Below are 17,654 nucleotides of genomic sequence, written 5' to 3'. Positions count from 1 at the left end.
TAGGATTTAAAAAGAGCCTATTGTTTGGTTTTAACTAATTTTAGAACAAATGTAATACAATAAGTTAATACATTTAGAGTTTACTAATTAAGAATTTTATCTCATCTTTGTAAAAAATTTAATTTGCCTTGAAAAAGAACTTATTAGTAGTTTTATTTTTATACGCGTTAACCACAAGTAGTCAGACTTTTAGAAAGTATTCTAATGAGTTTTTAAGCATTGGAGTTGATGCAGCTGCTCTTGGTATGAGTAATGCGGTTACAGCTCATACAGGTGATGTGAATTCAGGTTACTGGAATCCAGCTGGATTATTAAAACTAGAGGACAAACAAATAGCTTTAATGCATGCCAATTATTTTGCCAACATAGCACAATACGATTATGCTGGTTTTGCAATGCCTATAGATGACAGAAGTGCATTGGGCATTTCATTAATTCGTTTTGGTGTAGATGATATCTTAAATACCACTCAATTAATAGACAGCCAAGGCAATATTGACTATAATAGAATTTCTTTGTTTTCTACAGCAGATTATGGTTTAACTGTTTCTTATGCAAGAAGTTTGCCTATAGACGGAATTAATTATGGTGTTAATGCTAAAGTTATTCATAGAATTATAGGTGATTTTGCTAGTTCATGGGGTTTTGGTTTTGATATAGGAATCCAATATGAAAGTGATAGCGAATGGCTTGTAGGTTTAATGCTAAGAGATATTACTACAACTTATAATACATGGTCGTTTAATCAAGAAGAATATGAAAAGATTAAAGATGCAATTCCTGGTGAAAATCAAGAACTTCCAGAAACAAGTGAAGCTACACTTCCAAAAGCACAACTAGGCGTAGCTAAAAAATATATTTTTAGGTATGATTACAGTTTAACGGCTGCTGCCAATTTGAACATGCAGTTTACACAAACAAATGATATTATTTCGAGTGATATTGTGAGTATAGATCCTGCTCTTGGTTTTGAATTTGGATATATCGATTTGGTTTTTTTAAGAGCTGGTGTAGGCAATTTCCAGCAAATTACTCAAATTGACAATTCTAATAAGCTGAGTTTCCAACCAAACATAGGTTTAGGGTTTAAATACAAAGGCATTCAAGTAGATTATGCATTAACCGATTTAGGAGATCAGAGTGCCGCTTTGTATTCTAATATTTTTTCTTTGAAAGTCGATTTTGAGATTTTTAGATAATTTAAAGAGTACAGAGAATAGATAAAAGAAAATAGATTTAAAAAAATGATGCAAAAACTACTTTTCCCTTTTTTTATAATACTCTCTTTTATTGGCTATGGCCAAAATATTCAATTATCAGAAGAAACCGAAGTGAGTATTCTTACTTGTGAGACTGGCAATGTGTCTTATTCTTTATATGGTCATACTGGAATACGAATTAAAGACCAAATTAATAATTTAGATATCGTTTACAATTACGGAACATTTGATTTTGACACTCCTAATTTTATTTTAAAATTTGTAAAAGGCGATTTACAATATTTTATGTCAGTTAGTACTTATCCCAACTTCGAATATGGATATCAATATGAGAATCGTTCCATTTACCAACAAACATTAACTCTTTCTAAAGAAAAAAAACAACTTCTATTCAATTCATTGAATGCAGATTTAAATAGTGAAAAACGATTCTACACCTACAAATTTATTGATAGAAATTGCACCAATATGGTGATTGATAAAATAAACACCTTATTAGAAGATACTATCATAACCACAAAAAAACCAGTAGACATTACCTACAGAGAAATCTTATATCCTTATTCTAAAAATCATTTTTTCGAACAACTAGGAATCAATATTATTTTTGGAACCAAAGTCGATCAAAAAGCGGAACGTTTATTCTTGCCTCTTGAACTATTAAACGTTTTAAAAACCACCAAACTAGAGGACAAACCACTTGTATCTGAAACCAAAACACTTTTTGAAGCAAAACCTGCTAATTATAAACCTTCCCTTTTAAATAGTATTTATACAATAATACTACTGCTGACATTAATTCTTTTAGCCAATAAAAAGTGGTTAAATACAATTTACTTTACCCTTATAGGCTTTGTGGGCATATTTCTATGTTCTGTCGGTTTCTATTCCTTTCACGAAGAAGTTATGTGGAATTACAATGCTCTTTTATTTAATCCACTTTATCTTGTTTTACTATTCTATTATTATAAAAACGACAAGAAAAAAATAATCATTTGGGGTAAAATTATTGTAGCAATACTACTCGCTTACGTAGTGTACATGTTAAATAAAATTCATTTATACCTCATGTCTCCGTTTATTATTACTCATTTTATTTTCCTAAGCAGAATAATACTAAAAAATAAAAAAGCAACACAATTTAAAACAGACTACAACAAGTAACAAAAACTTATTGCCCTCTAGCAAAAAGTATCGTACTCAAAGTCTTCATTACAATATTAATATCTAAGAATAAACTTCTATGTTTTATATAATATAAATCATATCGGAGTTTCATCAAACTATCTTCCAAAGTAGCTCCATAAGGATAATTTACCTGAGCCCAACCCGTAAGTCCTGGTTTAATAACATGTCTGGTTTGATAAAGAGGAATGTTTTTAGCTATTTCATCAACAAAAACAGGTCGCTCTGGTCTAGGTCCAATAATTCCCATTTGCCCCTTTAAAACATTTATAAATTGAGGCACTTCATCTAATCTCACTTTACGTAAAAATTTACCAAAAGGTGTAACTCTAATATCATTCACTTTGGCAAAAACAGCACCTTCTTGTTCCGCATTTACAATCATCGTGCGCAATTTGTAAATTTGAAAAGGAATTCCGTTTTTACCTACTCGTTCTTGTGTATACAATAAAGGACCTTTATTCCAGAAAATATTAAGAAAATAAACAATTGGCATAATAATTAGCAAGCCTACTAATCCTATTATAGAAAGTAAAATATCAAAAAAACGAATGTAAAAAGCATACAACGCGTTTTGATTACTTCTACTAAACGGAAAAAATTTATATAATTCTTTGTCTTCAAATTGAATAGGAAGTCTATTAGTACTATATTCATACACCTCAGAATATTGACGTATAACCACTCCACGTTCTAAAAGTCTTAAAAGTTGAGAATATAAATTAACAGATATCACTTTACTATTTTCATTAGTCACTACAATTTCAGAAATATAATTTTTCAAAAAAACAGCATCTAATTCTTTTACCGCAATCCTTCTTAAATTTGTTTCAATCTTTTTTTCGTCTGTGGGTATATATCCTATTACTTGATAATGCGGATTTACTTTAGTTAGTTCTTCCACTAAAGATTCAATTTTTTTACTACTTCCTACAAATATTACTTTTTTAACAAATCGATTCGCTGCTAAAAAAAAGATATAAAAATTTCTCCACAATAATAGAGCAACTAAAATGGCAAAAAAGAACAATAGAATTTGCAATCTGTTAGAAGGCAATATTGGAGTGTAAAAAGGAGTTAACAAATATAATAGTGTAGTAACTGCTGCCGTTAAAATGGTACTTCTTAAAATTAAAAGTTTATTATTAGCGATTTGCAAATTATACATCTCAAAAATTGTTCCTACACTATTGATATATAAAGCCAAAACTATAGTCCAATAATAATTATCAGCAGTAATCTTAAAATAATTAAAATCAAAATATTTACCAATAAGGAAAAGAATTAACAAGACGAAAAAAACATCAAAAATTCTAAGCAAGATTTTTCTTTCCGATATTTCAAAATGTATTTTTTTTGAGCTCGTCATAATTTAGGGAATTAACCATTTGCAAATTAAAGAATTTTCTATTGCAATAAAGAAGACCATTGCTTTTTTATTACTTCCCAATCCATTTTTTCCACAAGTTCTCTTGCATTTTTTGTCATTATAGTTGAATCCAATGAATTGGAAATAATTTTCTCAATAGCAGTACTCATTTCTGCTACATTAGCATTTTTTACCAATAAAGCATTTTTTGAATGAGTTAACAAATAAGGTATTCCACCTACATTAGTCGAAACAACAAGTAACCCTAATGCCATAGCTTCCATAATACTAACAGGAGTATTGTCAAAATGAGTTGTATTAATAAAAACATCATGTTCAGAAGCTAATTGCCACCATGCTTCTTTTGAAAGCTGACCAGTAAAACTAACATTTACCCCTGATTCATTTGCTTTTTTTTGAGTTAGTATCAAACTACCATCTTTATCAGGACCAACCATCGTTAAAGTAGCTTCAGGATATTTTTTTTGTAATTCATATAAAACTTCAACAGCCATTATTGGATTGTAAATAGAAGCAAACGCTCTTACCCAAAGCAATTTGGGTTTAAAAACTTTTCTTTCTTTAAAAGTATATTTTTCAATACTAATAGCATTTGGAATAAGAATCACATTAGTAAAACCTTTCTTTTCAAATTCACTTTTTAAATAATTAGACGGAGCAACATTAGCATAAGCATTATTAAAAATAAGTTGGCATAAAAAAGGTTTTTTTTGTAATCTATCTGGCAAGTTACCACCATGAAGAATAGGAATATATTTAATTTTAAAGAGTCTTGCTAGCTGACTTATAATAAAAGCATACCAAAAAGCTTTTGTACTATAAGTATCAATAAGTACATAATCTATTCTTCTAGATAGTTTAATAAGTGTATAAACCATATCACCTATTCTAAAGAAAAAATTCTTTTTATCAGAAACAGCATACACATCATAACCTTCCTCTTCAAAAGATTTTCCTAAAGTTTCTACTGTAGTTTTATTCAAACCATGTTTAGACAGTTTATTCCCTATGTAAAGAAGGCTTTTCATGTTCAGTTTCAAATTTAACTTTTAAAAGAGATAGAGCATAAATAAAAGCTGGTGCAGCCAATCGCATAGCTGCATGGTTGATTGTTAGTAGCCAAAAAATTAAAAAAGAAAACAAAAAAATATTTTGCTTGTTGTTTAAATATAAAACTAATGGTGTAATTAATAAAATTAATAAGGCAAATAACCCTAACGAACCATGCTCTGCTAACATTCTAGAAATTTCGTTATGTGATGCTGCTTCTATTCCTGTTGTCTGTTCCCTATATTCTTTATTTTTCCCTACTCCAATTCCAAAAATTGGATTATCCAAGAACATATTAAATTCTGATTCAATTAATCTTTCTCTTCCAGTTAATTGACTTACTTTTTCTCTTCCTCTAGCATCTTGATTAGCATAACGTTTATCTATAAGACCTCCTGTTTGCATTGAGCTATAAAACCAAACTACCATTAAAAAAAAGAAGGATAAAAAAAATGAAATTAATAACCTAAATTTTGCAGTTACTTTAAGTGATAAAAAAACTATTCCAAAAAATAAGATTACCATAATAAAACCCGTTATTACTCCACCTCTAGAAAAAGTTACTATTCCTCTAAAAGTCATAGCAATCAAAAAAACAGCATTTATTATAAAGTTAATTTTATTTTTTTTACTAAAAACAAGTTTAACAAAAAACAAAAAAATACCTAATCCTAATATAGTTGATACTTGATTCGGTCCAAAACCTCCAGATGTTTGAAAATTTGATTCTGTATTCGTAACAACATCTTTTATACTAGGTGTGTAAAGAAACATATATGCTAACATTCCTATTAATGGATATGCCAATAAGTCTATAACAGTTCTAATTTGATTAAATGTTATTTTTCTTTGATAACAATATACAGCTGACACCATTAATGTAACTGGACCAATAATATTGAATGTGATGGCTTTTCGAATATCAGTATCAAAATTTAAAGTAAAAAAAGAAATAAATACACCTGGTAATAGTAGTAAACCATATAACCAATATATAAAACTATTTTTTGAAAAACCTTTAAAATAAACACCTATAAATAAAACACCTATAACACCATATTTAGCATATTGTTCAAAAAAATTTCCATGGGTCATTCGCAAAAAAACTTCAGCACCTACTATATATGCTGCAACATATAGAGCTTCGTTATTTGCATTTTTTCTTAAAAAAACATAACGATATCCTACAACAATAATAGTAATAGCATATACTTTTGAAATAAAAGGAACAAAATAAACTGCTAATCCAATTACTAGATGAATGAGTACAAATTTAATATAATCACTTGTTGCGCTTTCTTTCATATGTTATTGTTCATAAACGGTAAGTAGCTTCTCTATAACTACTTTTGCAGAATAATTATGTGCAACAAAAGTATTCAAATTAGAAGCTAAAAAAATATTCCTTTCTGAATTATTCTCTAAATTTTTAAAAAGTGTCATTAATTCTTTCTCATTACCAGATTCAAAGCAAACACCAGTATCTTCATTTTTAATAATTTGATTACAGTAACCTACATTAGAAGTTATAACCATCAAATTTGCTTTGCCATACTCTAATAAAGTAACTGGAAAACCTTCATAAGTTGAAGTTAACAAACCCACATTCGCTTGACTTAAAATATGTGGTATATCAATACAAGAGCCATAAAGAAAAACAAATTGAGATAAATTTTCGTTAATTATTTTGGATTTCAATTTTGATGAATAATCATCAAAATTGTCTTTACCTATAAAATGTAAAGTCCATCCAAATTTAGCAATACCACTTTTAGAGAAAGATTCCAAAGCCAGCATATGATTCTTAGGTGCTCTTAAATTAGCTAATAATACTATTCTTTTGTCTTTAATCCCTTTTAAGAATGTATTTTTATTTACAATTGTATTTTCTTCTACATAGTTTGGTAAAAAAACAATGTTTGTCGTTTTTAGATTTTTTAAAGCCCAATCTCGTAACTCTAAATTCACCGTAAAAACACCCCTAAAAAAAAAAGAAGCCAATTGAATCATTTTATTTGAAATATTATTTTGGAGTCTGTTTCCAAAATGATCATGCCAAAAAACTTTAATTGACGGAAAGGTAAATTTTAATAGTATAGCAAAAAAATAAGAACTTCCATGAGCGTGAATAATGGTCACTTTATTTTCCACCACAAACTTCCTAAAACGTAATAATGCAACAAAATCTAAAGTTTTATTTTTTTGCAAATAAAGATACTTTACATTAGAATTTAATGTTTTCATTAATTCTCCTTCTAAACGAGTAACTATAATTCCAGAAAAAGCAACTCGATTTGCAAGAGTATTAGCTATTGTAACAGCCATACGTTCAGCACCACCTACTTCTAAACTATCTATTAATTGAATTACTCTTATATCTTGAATTGATTTCACTCTTAAAAATTAATGTTATTGTAAAAATAGAGAAAAGCACTTAGTTAAAATCATCAATTATCTAATAACTTTTTAATTTCAGTTTCAAACTTATCTGTTGTGAATTGTCTAGACCAGTTTTGACCTTCTATAGTCATTTTTTGAAATAACTCTTCATTATTTATCACTTCAAGTATTTGATTTACATCTATTTCAATTTTTTCACACAATAAAACCCCTCTACTACTATGCCCTAACATATAAGGCACACAGGAAATTGGAGTTACTATTGGAACACAACCCCAAAACATAGCTTCAGCCACTACTTTAGGCCAACCTTCACTTTTTGAAGGCAAAACTAAAAAATGACTCTCTTGATAGGCCTTTAAAACCGTTTCTTTAGGTTGATTCCCTTTTAAAACAACCTTTCCTTGTAAATCTTTTGCAACAACATACTGTTCTAATTCACTCCTCAAAATTCCATCCCCATACAATTCTAGTAGTACACTTTTCCCTGTTCTAGCTAATGCTTCAACCAATTGAATCGCATATAAAGGTTGCTTTCCCTTAGATAAAGTACCTATAAATAAAAATTTAATTTCTTTATCTAAACCCCTTATTTGAATTTCTTTCTTATCAGATTCCTTATAAGTAGCCGTAAAAAATGGTCTAACATTTTTTGTTTGATTGGACCATTCTCCATAAACTAATACTTGCATATTTTTAGTTAAAAAAGTATTAGATAAAATCCAGCGTTGTAATTTATAGGTAAATGGTTGTTTCGCATTAGAATCCCAATTTCCTGCATACTTAGCCGTTTTTTTCTTTTTAGGAAAAAAAATTTGAACTACAGCACCAATTAATCCCATATTTCCTGGACAACGTAAATGTATATGATGTGCCTGTTTAATAGCTTTAAAGATTATAAAAAAATTGATAATAGAATAATAAATACTTTTTACAACATTGGTAATCGTTTTAACATTGAATTCTTTTAGAGGAAAAACAGTATGAATTTTAAACTTTACTTCAGAGTTCAATAATCCTTTATCTTCTTGCCAAATAGGACAACAAAATTGTATTTCTTCAGAATACTTAGCCCAAATTTGCATTTCATGTTCATAGGGACTATAAGCAAAATAATTGCCTTTTTTAAGGATTAATGGAGCTGAAGAAATAACTAATAACTGTTTCATTTTAAATATAGCCTCTTGAACCATTATTGGAAAGTTTTATTGCAGGAACTCCAACTAAAACAGAACTTTCTTCTGCACTTGATGTTACTAAAGAACAAGCTCCTATTAAAACATCATCAGCAATTTCAATTTTTCCTGCTACAACTGAATTAGCTCCAATGTAAACATTATTCCCTATTATAGGTATACCTCTCTTTTCTCCTAAACCAGAAACGCCAATAGTTACTCCTTGAGAAATATTACAATTATTACCAATTACTGCTCTAGCATTAATAATAATTCCACCAAAATGACCTATATAAAAGGAATGACCTATTGAGACAGAAGCAGGAATAGAAATTCCAGTCAAAATTTCAATATTTTTTTGCCAAATAAGACAAATCAATTGCAAAAATTGTTTAAGAATAGGAGTTCTCATTCTATATATACTATTAGCAATTCTATATTGAAAAATAGCCCAAAAACCTTGTGTAAAAAATAAGATAGAAATAAAATTTCCTCCATATTTTTTATACTTTTTATAATCGCTAAGAAGAAGTGCAAACATTTTTAATTATTTCAAAAATTGATTATAAAATTGAATATTTTTTTCTACTAAAATAGAAATATCAAACATATCTAGTACTTTCTTTCTTCCTTTTTTTGCCATTTCTATAGCTTTTTCTTCATTTTCTAAAACCCAACAAACTTTTGAAGCAATATCTTCTGGTTTAAATGGATTACACAATAAACCAGTCTCATTATGAGTGATTACCTCTGGTCCTGGACCTAATGCAGTAAATACAACAGTTTTTTCCATAGACATCGCTTCTGGAGCAACCAATCCTAAAGTTTCCATATGCGATGGAAAAACACAAACCGCTGCTTTAGCATAGGCATCTGGAATTTCTTGAAAGGAAACCGCACCATGAAAAATCACATCACTTGCAATAGTTCCTAATTTAGGCAACTCTTTCTCTTGTAGCATTTTTACATAAGAACTTCCATCAGGAAATTTCCAATCTCTGCCATATAAATGTAAAATTACATTTGGAAACTTCTTCTTAATATAAGAAAATGCTTGTATTAAATGACGAACTCCCTTTTTTTCGCATATAGTTCCTGCAAAAGTAACATTATTGCAATCTATTGCAATCGCTTGCGGTTGAAATAATTGACTATTTATTGGATTAAAAATAACTTTAATAGGTTTATTATGATAACTTAAATAATTTGCAGTATGATTTTTCACATACTCAGAAACTGCAATAAATGCATCAGCTTTTTTAAAAGAACGTTTTTCCTGAAAACCTTTCCACCAATTAATAGTTCTATTTTCAGCTTCAGCAAAAAAATGATGACCACCGTGCAAGCGGATAACATATTTTACCCCTTTTATTTTAGGTAAAAAAGCAAAAGTCAATTCGGCTCCTTCTACTATGCTTATTGGGTTTTTAGCATGCAATTCATTAAGATTTTTTGCAATTGCTTTTGAATTGAAATACCAAGCAACACCCTTTAAATTGTTCCTTTTTAAACGTATGACTGTTACACTATTTTCTTCAGTTTGTTCATATATTTCTATATAATTTAATCCTAAAACAGTAACTTGAATCCCTTTTTGAACCAATGCTTCAGCCATAGTCTTTACAAAACTACCTAAACCTCCATGTGGAAAGCCTGCTTTGGGATACTCATTAGTTAAAAAACAGATATGCATTATTTTATCTAAATTAGACTAGTTTTTATTTTATTAGAAGCATTTTTATAATCAGACAATACTGTTTCTTTCCAATTAACCATTGCAATTTCATTAGATTCTTGTTTAATTAAATTTTTCAAATCTTCCTTATTATTCCACCATATAACAGCATTGGGATATTGCATGCTCTTGAAATGCTGAAATTGATAAATTGTTTTAACAGACCAATTGGGGTTAACTTTATTTTCCTGATCATAATTAATATAAATACAAGGCTTTTGAAACATACCAAAATCAAATGCCATAGTGGATCCTAAATTAACTACAATCTCCGAATAATAAACCGTAGATACTAATAATTTTACATCTTCAGGTAATGGATAAATGGTTGTCCAATTGCTATTGGGTTCAAAATTCCATAGTGGTGGAGCTTGTTTAATTAGTGTAGTATGCTTTTTAATTATGGATTCAAATCTCCCTGAAATGTCTACAGGACATCTTCTTAATAAAATTTGATAATCCTTCTCCAATCCGTTTAGAACTATCTCATTTGCTAAATCATCTAAATATTGAGGGTCATCAGGACAAGTTAATACATCATCCCCCGAATAACAAATAATTTTTTTATCACTATCTAAATTATATCGCTCATAGAATTCTTTTTTGGGTATAATATTCTCTGATTTTAAATAACATTCAAACTGAGGTGTACCTGTTATAAAAATTTGTTCCTTTTTTATTTCTGGATAATATAACTCTAATTCCTTTTTCATGTAATCAGACCAAACCAAATATTTATCGGCCTTTAAAGCCATTCTTGCTTTTGGCAAATTATCCCATGAATAAATTACAGTTATAGTTTCAATTCCTAAATCCTGAGCTACAGCAAAAATAGGAGCACATTCTACCCCTCTTTGATGGGAACAAAATATTTTTTCAGGAGCAATACTTAATAGATTTTTTCTTACTTCACTATAAAAACTTGTTGTTCTAATGGATTTTTGATACAATTTTTCAAGTCTTAAAATATTCTCATAACTTGTAAATCCATATGATGCTATTTCAATGAACTTATAAAAAAACTTCTTAAAAAAACCTTTATGATTGGTTTTCCAATTTGTTAAAATAGTTTTGTTGTCAACTAACTTGGCATTATATTTTAAACGAGATAAACAAATTAATTCTCTTAAAAACTTTTCTTTTAAAGATTCAGTATATTTAGGAATACTTTGAAAATTTTGAATTTTAGTAATCTCTTTAACAGCTTCTTCCGTTTTTGCATCAAAAGCATGAAGTACTATCAATTCCTTTTCTCTCCCTTTAAATACGTCGGAATACAGGTAATTACGTATTCCAACTCCATCAGGAAATAAAAGCAATATTCTGTTTTTTTTATTCATTTTTCATATGATTATCAAAAATTATATGAGTAAACTCTCTAGCACCTTTATCATTTAAATGACTACAATTACTAAAAAAAACATCATTCATAGCTTTAGAATAATTATTCAAATCAGGATATCTCATTTTTAAATTATCTATATAAGATAAATCTTTTGTAAAAGAACAAAATGGAGCACAAAATAATACTATTTTAATATTATTTTCATTACACAAGTTAATTATTTCATCTACAAAAATATTATTATCAACAATTTTTTTTGGAAACTTTTCGAAAGTGGTTATATCACCTTTATCAAATTTCGGTATATAACCATAATTAAAATCAACTTTTGGTTTCTTGTTAATTAAACTCATAGAGAATTCTCTAAAACCTATTTTAAAATCTGCTGATTGATATCTATAAAATGGAAAATAGTAATAAAAACAATATCGTTTATCATACTTTTTAAAATGAGCATTAACTACTTCATTTCTAATAAAAGGAAGAGCATCAGAATTAGCAATTGCTGACATTTCATTATATTCATAAAAATGATCTAATTGAAGAAAGATTTTGTTAACCTTATTATTATTCTTAATAAATAATTTCAGCATTAATAAATTATCCGCATAATTAGCTCCTTCAACACCTAAATTTAAATTTTTTTGTTCTGAAAGTGAATCCAAGTATTTTACGTCTATATGATTTGCTACTCTTGATGAGCCTATAAACATGTTGTCGTATTCATTATTATTACTTTTTAAAACATATTGCAATTTATTTCTTGGAATACATTTATAAAAAACATAAGTATAAGTTAAATCGCATATAATTAGGATCAATAAACTAATCCCTATTAACTTGATTGTATATTTTATAAAACTTTTCATTAAAATTGAAAATAAATAAAATCATTAGCTTGAGAGTAAACCCCAAATAAAAACAATGCAATTAGTGCAATACAAATTTTTAAAGTAATATATTTTCCAAAAAATGGATGTTGTTGCTTTCTTGAAAACCATTCCCATACAACAAACATAAAAATTAAAAGTAAATTTTCTACAGCATATCTCTCAATAGATAAAAAATTAACACCTCCTTGTATATTAAATCTAAAAATGTTTGAAATATAGTCAACAGCTATTACAATAGAATTTGCCCTAAAAAAAATCCATGCAAAAACAACAATTAAAAAAGTATAAAGTATTTTAATGAGATCTTTTAAAGTAGGCAAACCAGAATTGTATGCCACAATTTCAATATTATTTCTATTTCTATTTGTTATTAATAATGGAATAAAAAAAAACGCATTTATGAGTCCCCAAAACACAAATGTCCAATTGGCACCGTGCCAGAACCCACTAACAATAAATATAATAAAAACATTCCTTATTTGCTTTAATTTATTCCCATTTGACCCTCCAAGCGGAATATATAAATAATCTCGAAACCAAGTTGAGAGAGAAATATGCCAACGACGCCAAAATTCTGCAATATCTCTTGAAAAATAAGGATAGTTAAAATTCTTCATTAAGTTAAATCCAAAAAACTTAGATAATCCAATTGCCATATCGGAATAACCAGAGAAATCACCATAAATTTGAAAAGCAAAATAAACAGCTCCAAGAAAGAGACTTAATGAATTTAAATTTTCATAATTTTCAAAAATAGTATTTACATATACAGCACAACTATCAGCTATAACAATTTTCTTAAAAAGTCCCCATATAAATAGATGTAATCCATCAATAGCTTGTTCTTTATCAAAAAATCTTCTCTTATAAAATTGAGGTAATAAATTAGTAGCTCTTTCTATTGGTCCTGCAACTAATTGAGGAAAAAAACATACAAAAGCTGAAAAAGCAATAAAATCTTTTGTTGGTTCTAGTTTATTTTTATACACATCAATAGAATAACTTAACGTCTGAAAAGTATAAAAACTAATACCGACTGGCAAAATAATTTTTAAACTGTTTCCTGATATTGATTGTCCAAAAAAAGAAAAAGCAGCTACAAAATTGTCTAGAAAAAAATTATAATATTTAAAAAAACCTAGGAAACCTAAATTAATAACAATACTAACCCACAAATAAGCTTTTCTTTTAGTTATACTTTTTTCTTTTGAAAGTAACACTCCGACAGTATAATCTATTATAGTACTAAAAACAATTAATGATAAAAATCGGTAATCCCACCATCCATAAAAAATATAACTTACAACAACAATAAGTAAATTTTGCAACCTCAAGTTATTTTGAGCTACAAACCAATATAATAAAAATACTATTGGCAAGAATATGGCAAAATCAATAGAATTAAATAACATTAAATATCTCTAAATTGTTTTTGATGGTTTAATAACCAAATCTCATTATTTAAAAGTGACTTCAAAAATAATTGAGCACTATTCCCTTTTCCAAAATCTCCACTCGTTTTAACAACATTATGAGTATCTATTCTTTTTAAAGCATCCGAAATACTTTCTTTAGAATAATTCGTATGAATAATATCTGCGTGAATGGCTCTATTTTGTTGACGTGTTCCAATATTAATAATTGGCAAACCATAATATGGAGCTTCCCTTATTCCTGCACTACTATTTCCTATAATGAATTGTGCATTTTTTAATAATGTTAAAAAATACTCAAAACGTAAAGATGGAAAAATTCTAAACCTTGAATTTTCCTTTAATTTTTCATATGCTTTTAAAATAGCTTTACTTCCTAAATCATTATTAGGAAAAACAACGATATAATTATGCATATCTTGCAATAAAGCTTCTACAAAATTTGTAGCATATTCTTCCATTTGCTTTGCTTCAGTAGTAACTGGATGAAACATTACTACTCCATATTCTTTATAAGGAATTTCATAATACTTTTTAACATCACTTAAGTTAGGCAAATTTGCTGAAAACATAATATCAACATCTGGAGATCCTATAACAAAAATAGAATCTTTTATTTCTCCCATTTGAATAAGTCGTTTTTTTGCTTGATTATTTGAAACAAAATGTACATGACTCATTTTACTTGTAGAATGTCGAATTAACTCATCAATTGTTCCTGAGACTTCTCCGCCTTCAATATGAGCTACTAGAATATTATTTAAACTTCCTACAATTGCTCCTGCTAATGCTTCTACTCTATCTCCATGAATGACAATCATATTTGGATTGCATTCTTTTACATAAGTAGATAAACCTTCAATAGTTTTAGCTAATGTCAAATCCATTGTAGTTTCATGCGTGTGATTTTCAAATGTGTATATATTTGTAAATCCGCAACGTTCTACTTCTAACAAAGTATAACCATATTCTTTTTGTAAATGCATTCCTGTAACAAAAACAAAAGGTTCAAAATTTGAATGTTCTTCCAAAATTTGAAGTAATGATTTTATTTTACCGAAATCAGCTCGAGTTCCTGTAAGAAATAATATTTTTTTTATTTTACTCAAAATCAGAAAAATCTAATTGTTCATCATTTTCGATATCTCTAGTCGCCTTCTTCCCTAATAATGATTCAAAATGTTCGGCTAAGATTTTACCTGTTCCTGGTCTCTTTACCCAAATATTTTCTTTGGTAAAAATTTCATCTTTTTTAATTTTTTTTATAGAACAAACTGTTGCGAAAGCAAAATCGATAGTTACTTGTTCTTCTTTCGCAGGTTTTTTGGTTCCACCTCGCATAAGTGCAATTTCAGCCGAACTAACAATCAATTCCTTACAAGCTTTCTCATCCATACTGCAAATAATATCTGGTCCTGTTCTTTGCATATAATCTGTAAAGTGACGTTCTAAAATAGAAGCTCCAAGAGCAACCGCACCTAAACAAGCATTATTATTTAAAGTATGATCGGATAAACCAAAAACTTTATCTGGAAAAGCATTATGCATCTCTACCATAGCACCAAAACGAACCAAATGAATAGGCGTTGGATATAAATTAGTTGTATGCAATAATGCTACTGGAACTTTATGCTTATCAAAAACAGCAACTGCTTTTTGAATGCTTTCAATAGTATTCATTCCTGTACTTAAAATAACAGGTTTACCAAATGAAGCAATATGCTCTAATAAAGGATAATTGTTACATTCTCCCGAACCAATTTTATAAGCTGGAATATCAAATTTCTTCAATCTTTCAGCAGCAGCTCTTGAAAAAGGAGTAGAAATAAAAATCATGCCTTTACTTTCAACATAGTTTTTTAGTTCTAACTCTTCTTGTTCATTTAAAGCGCAACGCTCCATTATTTCATAGATAGAAACATCTGCATTTCCTGGAATTACTTTTTTTGCAGCACCACTCATCTCATCTTCAACAATATGCGTTTGATGTTTTACAACTTCAACTCCTGCTTTATATGCAGCATCAACCATTTGTTTCGCTACTTGTAAAGAGCCTTCATGATTAATACCAATTTCGGCAATAACTAAAGGAGGAAAATCTTGTCCGATTTTTCTTCCTGCAATTTCTATATAAGGGTTCATTCTCAATTATATTTTTATATATTTACTATACAGGTATTCTGCATATTCAAAGTCTTCTTTTGTATCAATATCTACAGTTGCAAAAATATGATTTATTTGAAAAGGGAAGGCATTTTTACTAATAATGATATCCTCAAGAATTAAATGAGCTTTGGTTATATACAATAGTCCATTTTCGTAAAACAGAGGATCTAAATCTTGGCTTCTTTGACCAAATTCATAATTAAAAGGTTCAAATTTATTGTTTTTAATTTTACCTAATTTGTGATGATCTTGAGAAACGGTAAATAAACTTTCACAATTATTATCTTTAAAAACCTGATAAGCATTTTGCAACAAATCAGCTTGTCTTAATGGATTTGTTACTTGTAGTAAAACAACATTTTCAATTTCTACACTTATAGTTTCCAAAACATGTTTTAATGCTGAAACAGTTGGTTCATTATCTCCCGAAATTTCCTTTGGTCTATCTATAACTTTTGCTCCATATTCTAAAGCTATTTTTTTTATTTCTTCATCATCTGTAGAAACATAAACATCTTTTATAAAGGAATGTTTTTTTGCATATAAAATGCTATGAGCAACAAGAGGAGTATCTCCTAGCAATTTAATATTTTTCTTTGGTAATCTTTTTGAACCACCACGAGCTGGAATTATAGCAATAGTATTAGTACTCATTTAATTAATTTTATGACTGTAGAACAAATTAAAAAATTTTATAATAATTCGTTGCTTAAGTAAGAATTGTTTTTTACTCTGCCTTTTGGGTTTAAAAATAAGCTTAGATATATCTACACTTTTAAATTTATTATTTTCTCTTTTTTTAATATTTTCTTCTTGAATTCCTATCATCCAATTCTCAACTTTATTTCCCATATGGAAAGCAAAGTTATTGTATGTTGCTAATCTCATTCCGCCTGAAATATCTACTGGTTCATCGCAATATAGAAACTCAGAGTTATTACCTACTAAGGTTAAAGAAGGTTCAATAGGAACTGTATTATGAAAAATTAAACGGTTTAAAGTCATGATTTGATGACCACTTCCCAAAATTGCTTTTACTCCATTTTGAGAAATAATTGGCCATTTTAAATTTTCTTCATTTTCTATTTCCCAGTTAATACTCTTTAAATATTTATTATGATCATCAAAATTAGCTTTAATTGATTCAAAAGTTAATTTAACTTTACCTGTAAAAATATTTTGCAAGGTAGATGTTGTTCCATAGCGCATTGATTTTCTAACAGGTATTGGAGATACCGAACCTACATTTTTCATAGAGGCAAATATGTTTTCAATTTCATTTTGCCAACCATATTTAAATAAAATATCTACATCTGATAGTGTTATTAATGGTTCACGACTTCCTTTCGCAGCACCAATTAGTGCGTCCATTTTACCTATATTTTCTTTGTGATGAATCAAAGTGTTTATCTTACCCTTCTTAAAACTTTCATTAAGATAATTTGTTGTTTCTTCACAAGAAGCGTTATTAACAATAGTTATTGCGCATTTATCATTAACTGTTGTTATTGCAGATTCTAAACACAATTTAAAAACTTCAAACACATTTTGATAATATCCTTCTAAATTAGGAATAAATACCACAATTATTAACCTATGTTGGTATTTTAAATCTATTTTTTTTGACTGTTTTTGTGGATTCATTCCAATTCTCATACAAGT

At 28.2% G+C, this 17,654-nt stretch carries 16 protein-coding genes; 2 read left to right on the top strand and 14 right to left on the bottom strand.

Translation table 11 applies throughout. From position 1 onward, the window contains the following. Window positions 1–128 precede the first annotated feature (128 nt). Together ACULEV_RS03065 and ACULEV_RS03060 are read left to right on the top strand one after the other, a co-directional pair. Entirely contained in the window at window positions 129–1,199 is a 1,071-nt protein-coding gene (locus tag ACULEV_RS03065; RefSeq protein WP_445457206.1) for a putative type IX sorting system protein PorV2, read from the top strand. 45 nt (window positions 1,200–1,244) lie between these two features. Next, the gene (locus ACULEV_RS03060) at window positions 1,245–2,384 is read left to right on the top strand and encodes a lipoprotein N-acyltransferase Lnb domain-containing protein (protein ID WP_445457205.1); all 1,140 of its coding nucleotides are present in this window, start codon (window positions 1,245–1,247) and stop codon (window positions 2,382–2,384) included. Between the two features lie 7 nt (window positions 2,385–2,391). Here ACULEV_RS03060 and ACULEV_RS03055 read toward each other — a convergent pair whose 3' ends face one another. From ACULEV_RS03055 to ACULEV_RS02990, 14 genes are read right to left on the bottom strand one after another with little or no spacing between them, the layout of a single operon-like run. Beyond that, window positions 2,392–3,774, bottom strand: coding sequence for an exopolysaccharide biosynthesis polyprenyl glycosylphosphotransferase (locus tag ACULEV_RS03055; RefSeq protein WP_445457204.1), 1,383 nt, complete (start codon window positions 3,772–3,774; stop codon window positions 2,392–2,394). Between the two features lie 38 nt (window positions 3,775–3,812). Further along, the gene (locus ACULEV_RS03050; RefSeq protein WP_445457203.1) at window positions 3,813–4,823 is read right to left on the bottom strand and encodes a glycosyltransferase family 4 protein; all 1,011 of its coding nucleotides are present in this window, start codon (window positions 4,821–4,823) and stop codon (window positions 3,813–3,815) included. Next, window positions 4,795–6,150: an O-antigen ligase family protein gene (locus ACULEV_RS03045; protein WP_445457202.1), complete on the bottom strand. Its 1,356-nt coding sequence runs from the start codon at window positions 6,148–6,150 to the stop codon at window positions 4,795–4,797. The genes ACULEV_RS03050 and ACULEV_RS03045 overlap by 29 nt, the downstream gene beginning before the upstream one ends. A gap of 3 nt (window positions 6,151–6,153) precedes the next feature. Then, window positions 6,154–7,239 (bottom strand): glycosyltransferase, encoded by a 1,086-nt coding sequence (locus ACULEV_RS03040; protein WP_445457201.1) that lies wholly within the window; start codon window positions 7,237–7,239, stop codon window positions 6,154–6,156. A gap of 53 nt (window positions 7,240–7,292) precedes the next feature. Then, a complete protein-coding gene (locus ACULEV_RS03035) occupies window positions 7,293–8,414 on the bottom strand; it encodes a glycosyltransferase family 4 protein (protein ID WP_445457200.1) in 1,122 nt (373 codons plus the stop codon). Between the two features lies 1 nt (window position 8,415). Further along, the gene (locus tag ACULEV_RS03030) at window positions 8,416–8,961 is read right to left on the bottom strand and encodes a serine O-acetyltransferase (RefSeq protein WP_445457199.1); all 546 of its coding nucleotides are present in this window, start codon (window positions 8,959–8,961) and stop codon (window positions 8,416–8,418) included. 6 nt (window positions 8,962–8,967) lie between these two features. Beyond that, window positions 8,968–10,113 (bottom strand): glycosyltransferase family 4 protein, encoded by a 1,146-nt coding sequence (locus ACULEV_RS03025; protein WP_445457198.1) that lies wholly within the window; start codon window positions 10,111–10,113, stop codon window positions 8,968–8,970. A gap of 8 nt (window positions 10,114–10,121) precedes the next feature. Continuing rightward, window positions 10,122–11,495, bottom strand: coding sequence for a hypothetical protein (locus ACULEV_RS03020; protein WP_445457197.1), 1,374 nt, complete (start codon window positions 11,493–11,495; stop codon window positions 10,122–10,124). Continuing rightward, on the bottom strand, window positions 11,488–12,321 hold the full coding sequence (locus tag ACULEV_RS03015; protein ID WP_445457196.1) for a hypothetical protein: 834 nt from the start codon (window positions 12,319–12,321) through the stop codon (window positions 11,488–11,490). The genes ACULEV_RS03020 and ACULEV_RS03015 overlap by 8 nt, the downstream gene beginning before the upstream one ends. A 47-nt stretch (window positions 12,322–12,368) precedes the next feature. Further along, the gene (locus ACULEV_RS03010) at window positions 12,369–13,805 is read right to left on the bottom strand and encodes an MBOAT family O-acyltransferase (RefSeq protein ID WP_445457195.1); all 1,437 of its coding nucleotides are present in this window, start codon (window positions 13,803–13,805) and stop codon (window positions 12,369–12,371) included. After that, a complete protein-coding gene (neuC, locus tag ACULEV_RS03005; RefSeq protein WP_445458514.1) occupies window positions 13,805–14,926 on the bottom strand; it encodes a UDP-N-acetylglucosamine 2-epimerase in 1,122 nt (373 codons plus the stop codon). Before neuC ends, ACULEV_RS03010 begins: the two co-directional genes overlap by 1 nt. A gap of 1 nt (window position 14,927) precedes the next feature. After that, window positions 14,928–15,968 carry an N-acetylneuraminate synthase gene (neuB, locus tag ACULEV_RS03000; protein WP_445457194.1) on the bottom strand — a complete coding sequence of 347 codons (1,041 nt, stop codon included), beginning with the start codon at window positions 15,966–15,968 and terminating at the stop codon, window positions 14,928–14,930. 6 nt (window positions 15,969–15,974) lie between these two features. Continuing rightward, window positions 15,975–16,646, bottom strand: a complete 672-nt coding sequence (locus ACULEV_RS02995; protein WP_445457193.1) for an acylneuraminate cytidylyltransferase family protein — start codon at window positions 16,644–16,646, stop codon at window positions 15,975–15,977. Continuing rightward, entirely contained in the window at window positions 16,647–17,648 is a 1,002-nt protein-coding gene (locus tag ACULEV_RS02990; protein WP_445457192.1) for a glycosyltransferase, read from the bottom strand. Window positions 17,649–17,654 lie beyond the last annotated feature (6 nt).

Source organism: Flavobacterium sp. HNIBRBA15423, from assembly GCF_052655965.1.
This window is presented reverse-complemented; position numbering and strand designations above follow the sequence as displayed.

Excerpts from the sequence above, each read along its gene's own strand:
- ACULEV_RS03060 (WP_445457205.1), top strand. The coding sequence starts at position 1,245 with ATGATGCAAAAACTACTTTTCCCTTTTTTTATAATACTCTCTTTTATT.
- ACULEV_RS03010 (WP_445457195.1), bottom strand. The coding sequence starts at position 13,805 with ATGTTATTTAATTCTATTGATTTTGCCATATTCTTGCCAATAGTATTT.
- neuB (WP_445457194.1), bottom strand. The coding sequence starts at position 15,968 with ATGAACCCTTATATAGAAATTGCAGGAAGAAAAATCGGACAAGATTTT.
- ACULEV_RS03025 (WP_445457198.1), bottom strand. The coding sequence starts at position 10,113 with ATGCATATCTGTTTTTTAACTAATGAGTATCCCAAAGCAGGCTTTCCA.
- ACULEV_RS03050 (WP_445457203.1), bottom strand. The coding sequence starts at position 4,823 with ATGAAAAGCCTTCTTTACATAGGGAATAAACTGTCTAAACATGGTTTG.
- ACULEV_RS02995 (WP_445457193.1), bottom strand. The coding sequence starts at position 16,646 with ATGAGTACTAATACTATTGCTATAATTCCAGCTCGTGGTGGTTCAAAA.
- ACULEV_RS03030 (WP_445457199.1), bottom strand. The coding sequence starts at position 8,961 with ATGTTTGCACTTCTTCTTAGCGATTATAAAAAGTATAAAAAATATGGA.
- ACULEV_RS03020 (WP_445457197.1), bottom strand. The coding sequence starts at position 11,495 with ATGAATAAAAAAAACAGAATATTGCTTTTATTTCCTGATGGAGTTGGA.
- ACULEV_RS03045 (WP_445457202.1), bottom strand. The coding sequence starts at position 6,150 with ATGAAAGAAAGCGCAACAAGTGATTATATTAAATTTGTACTCATTCAT.
- ACULEV_RS03035 (WP_445457200.1), bottom strand. The coding sequence starts at position 8,414 with ATGAAACAGTTATTAGTTATTTCTTCAGCTCCATTAATCCTTAAAAAA.
- ACULEV_RS02990 (WP_445457192.1), bottom strand. The coding sequence starts at position 17,648 with ATGAGAATTGGAATGAATCCACAAAAACAGTCAAAAAAAATAGATTTA.
- ACULEV_RS03055 (WP_445457204.1), bottom strand. The coding sequence starts at position 3,774 with ATGACGAGCTCAAAAAAAATACATTTTGAAATATCGGAAAGAAAAATC.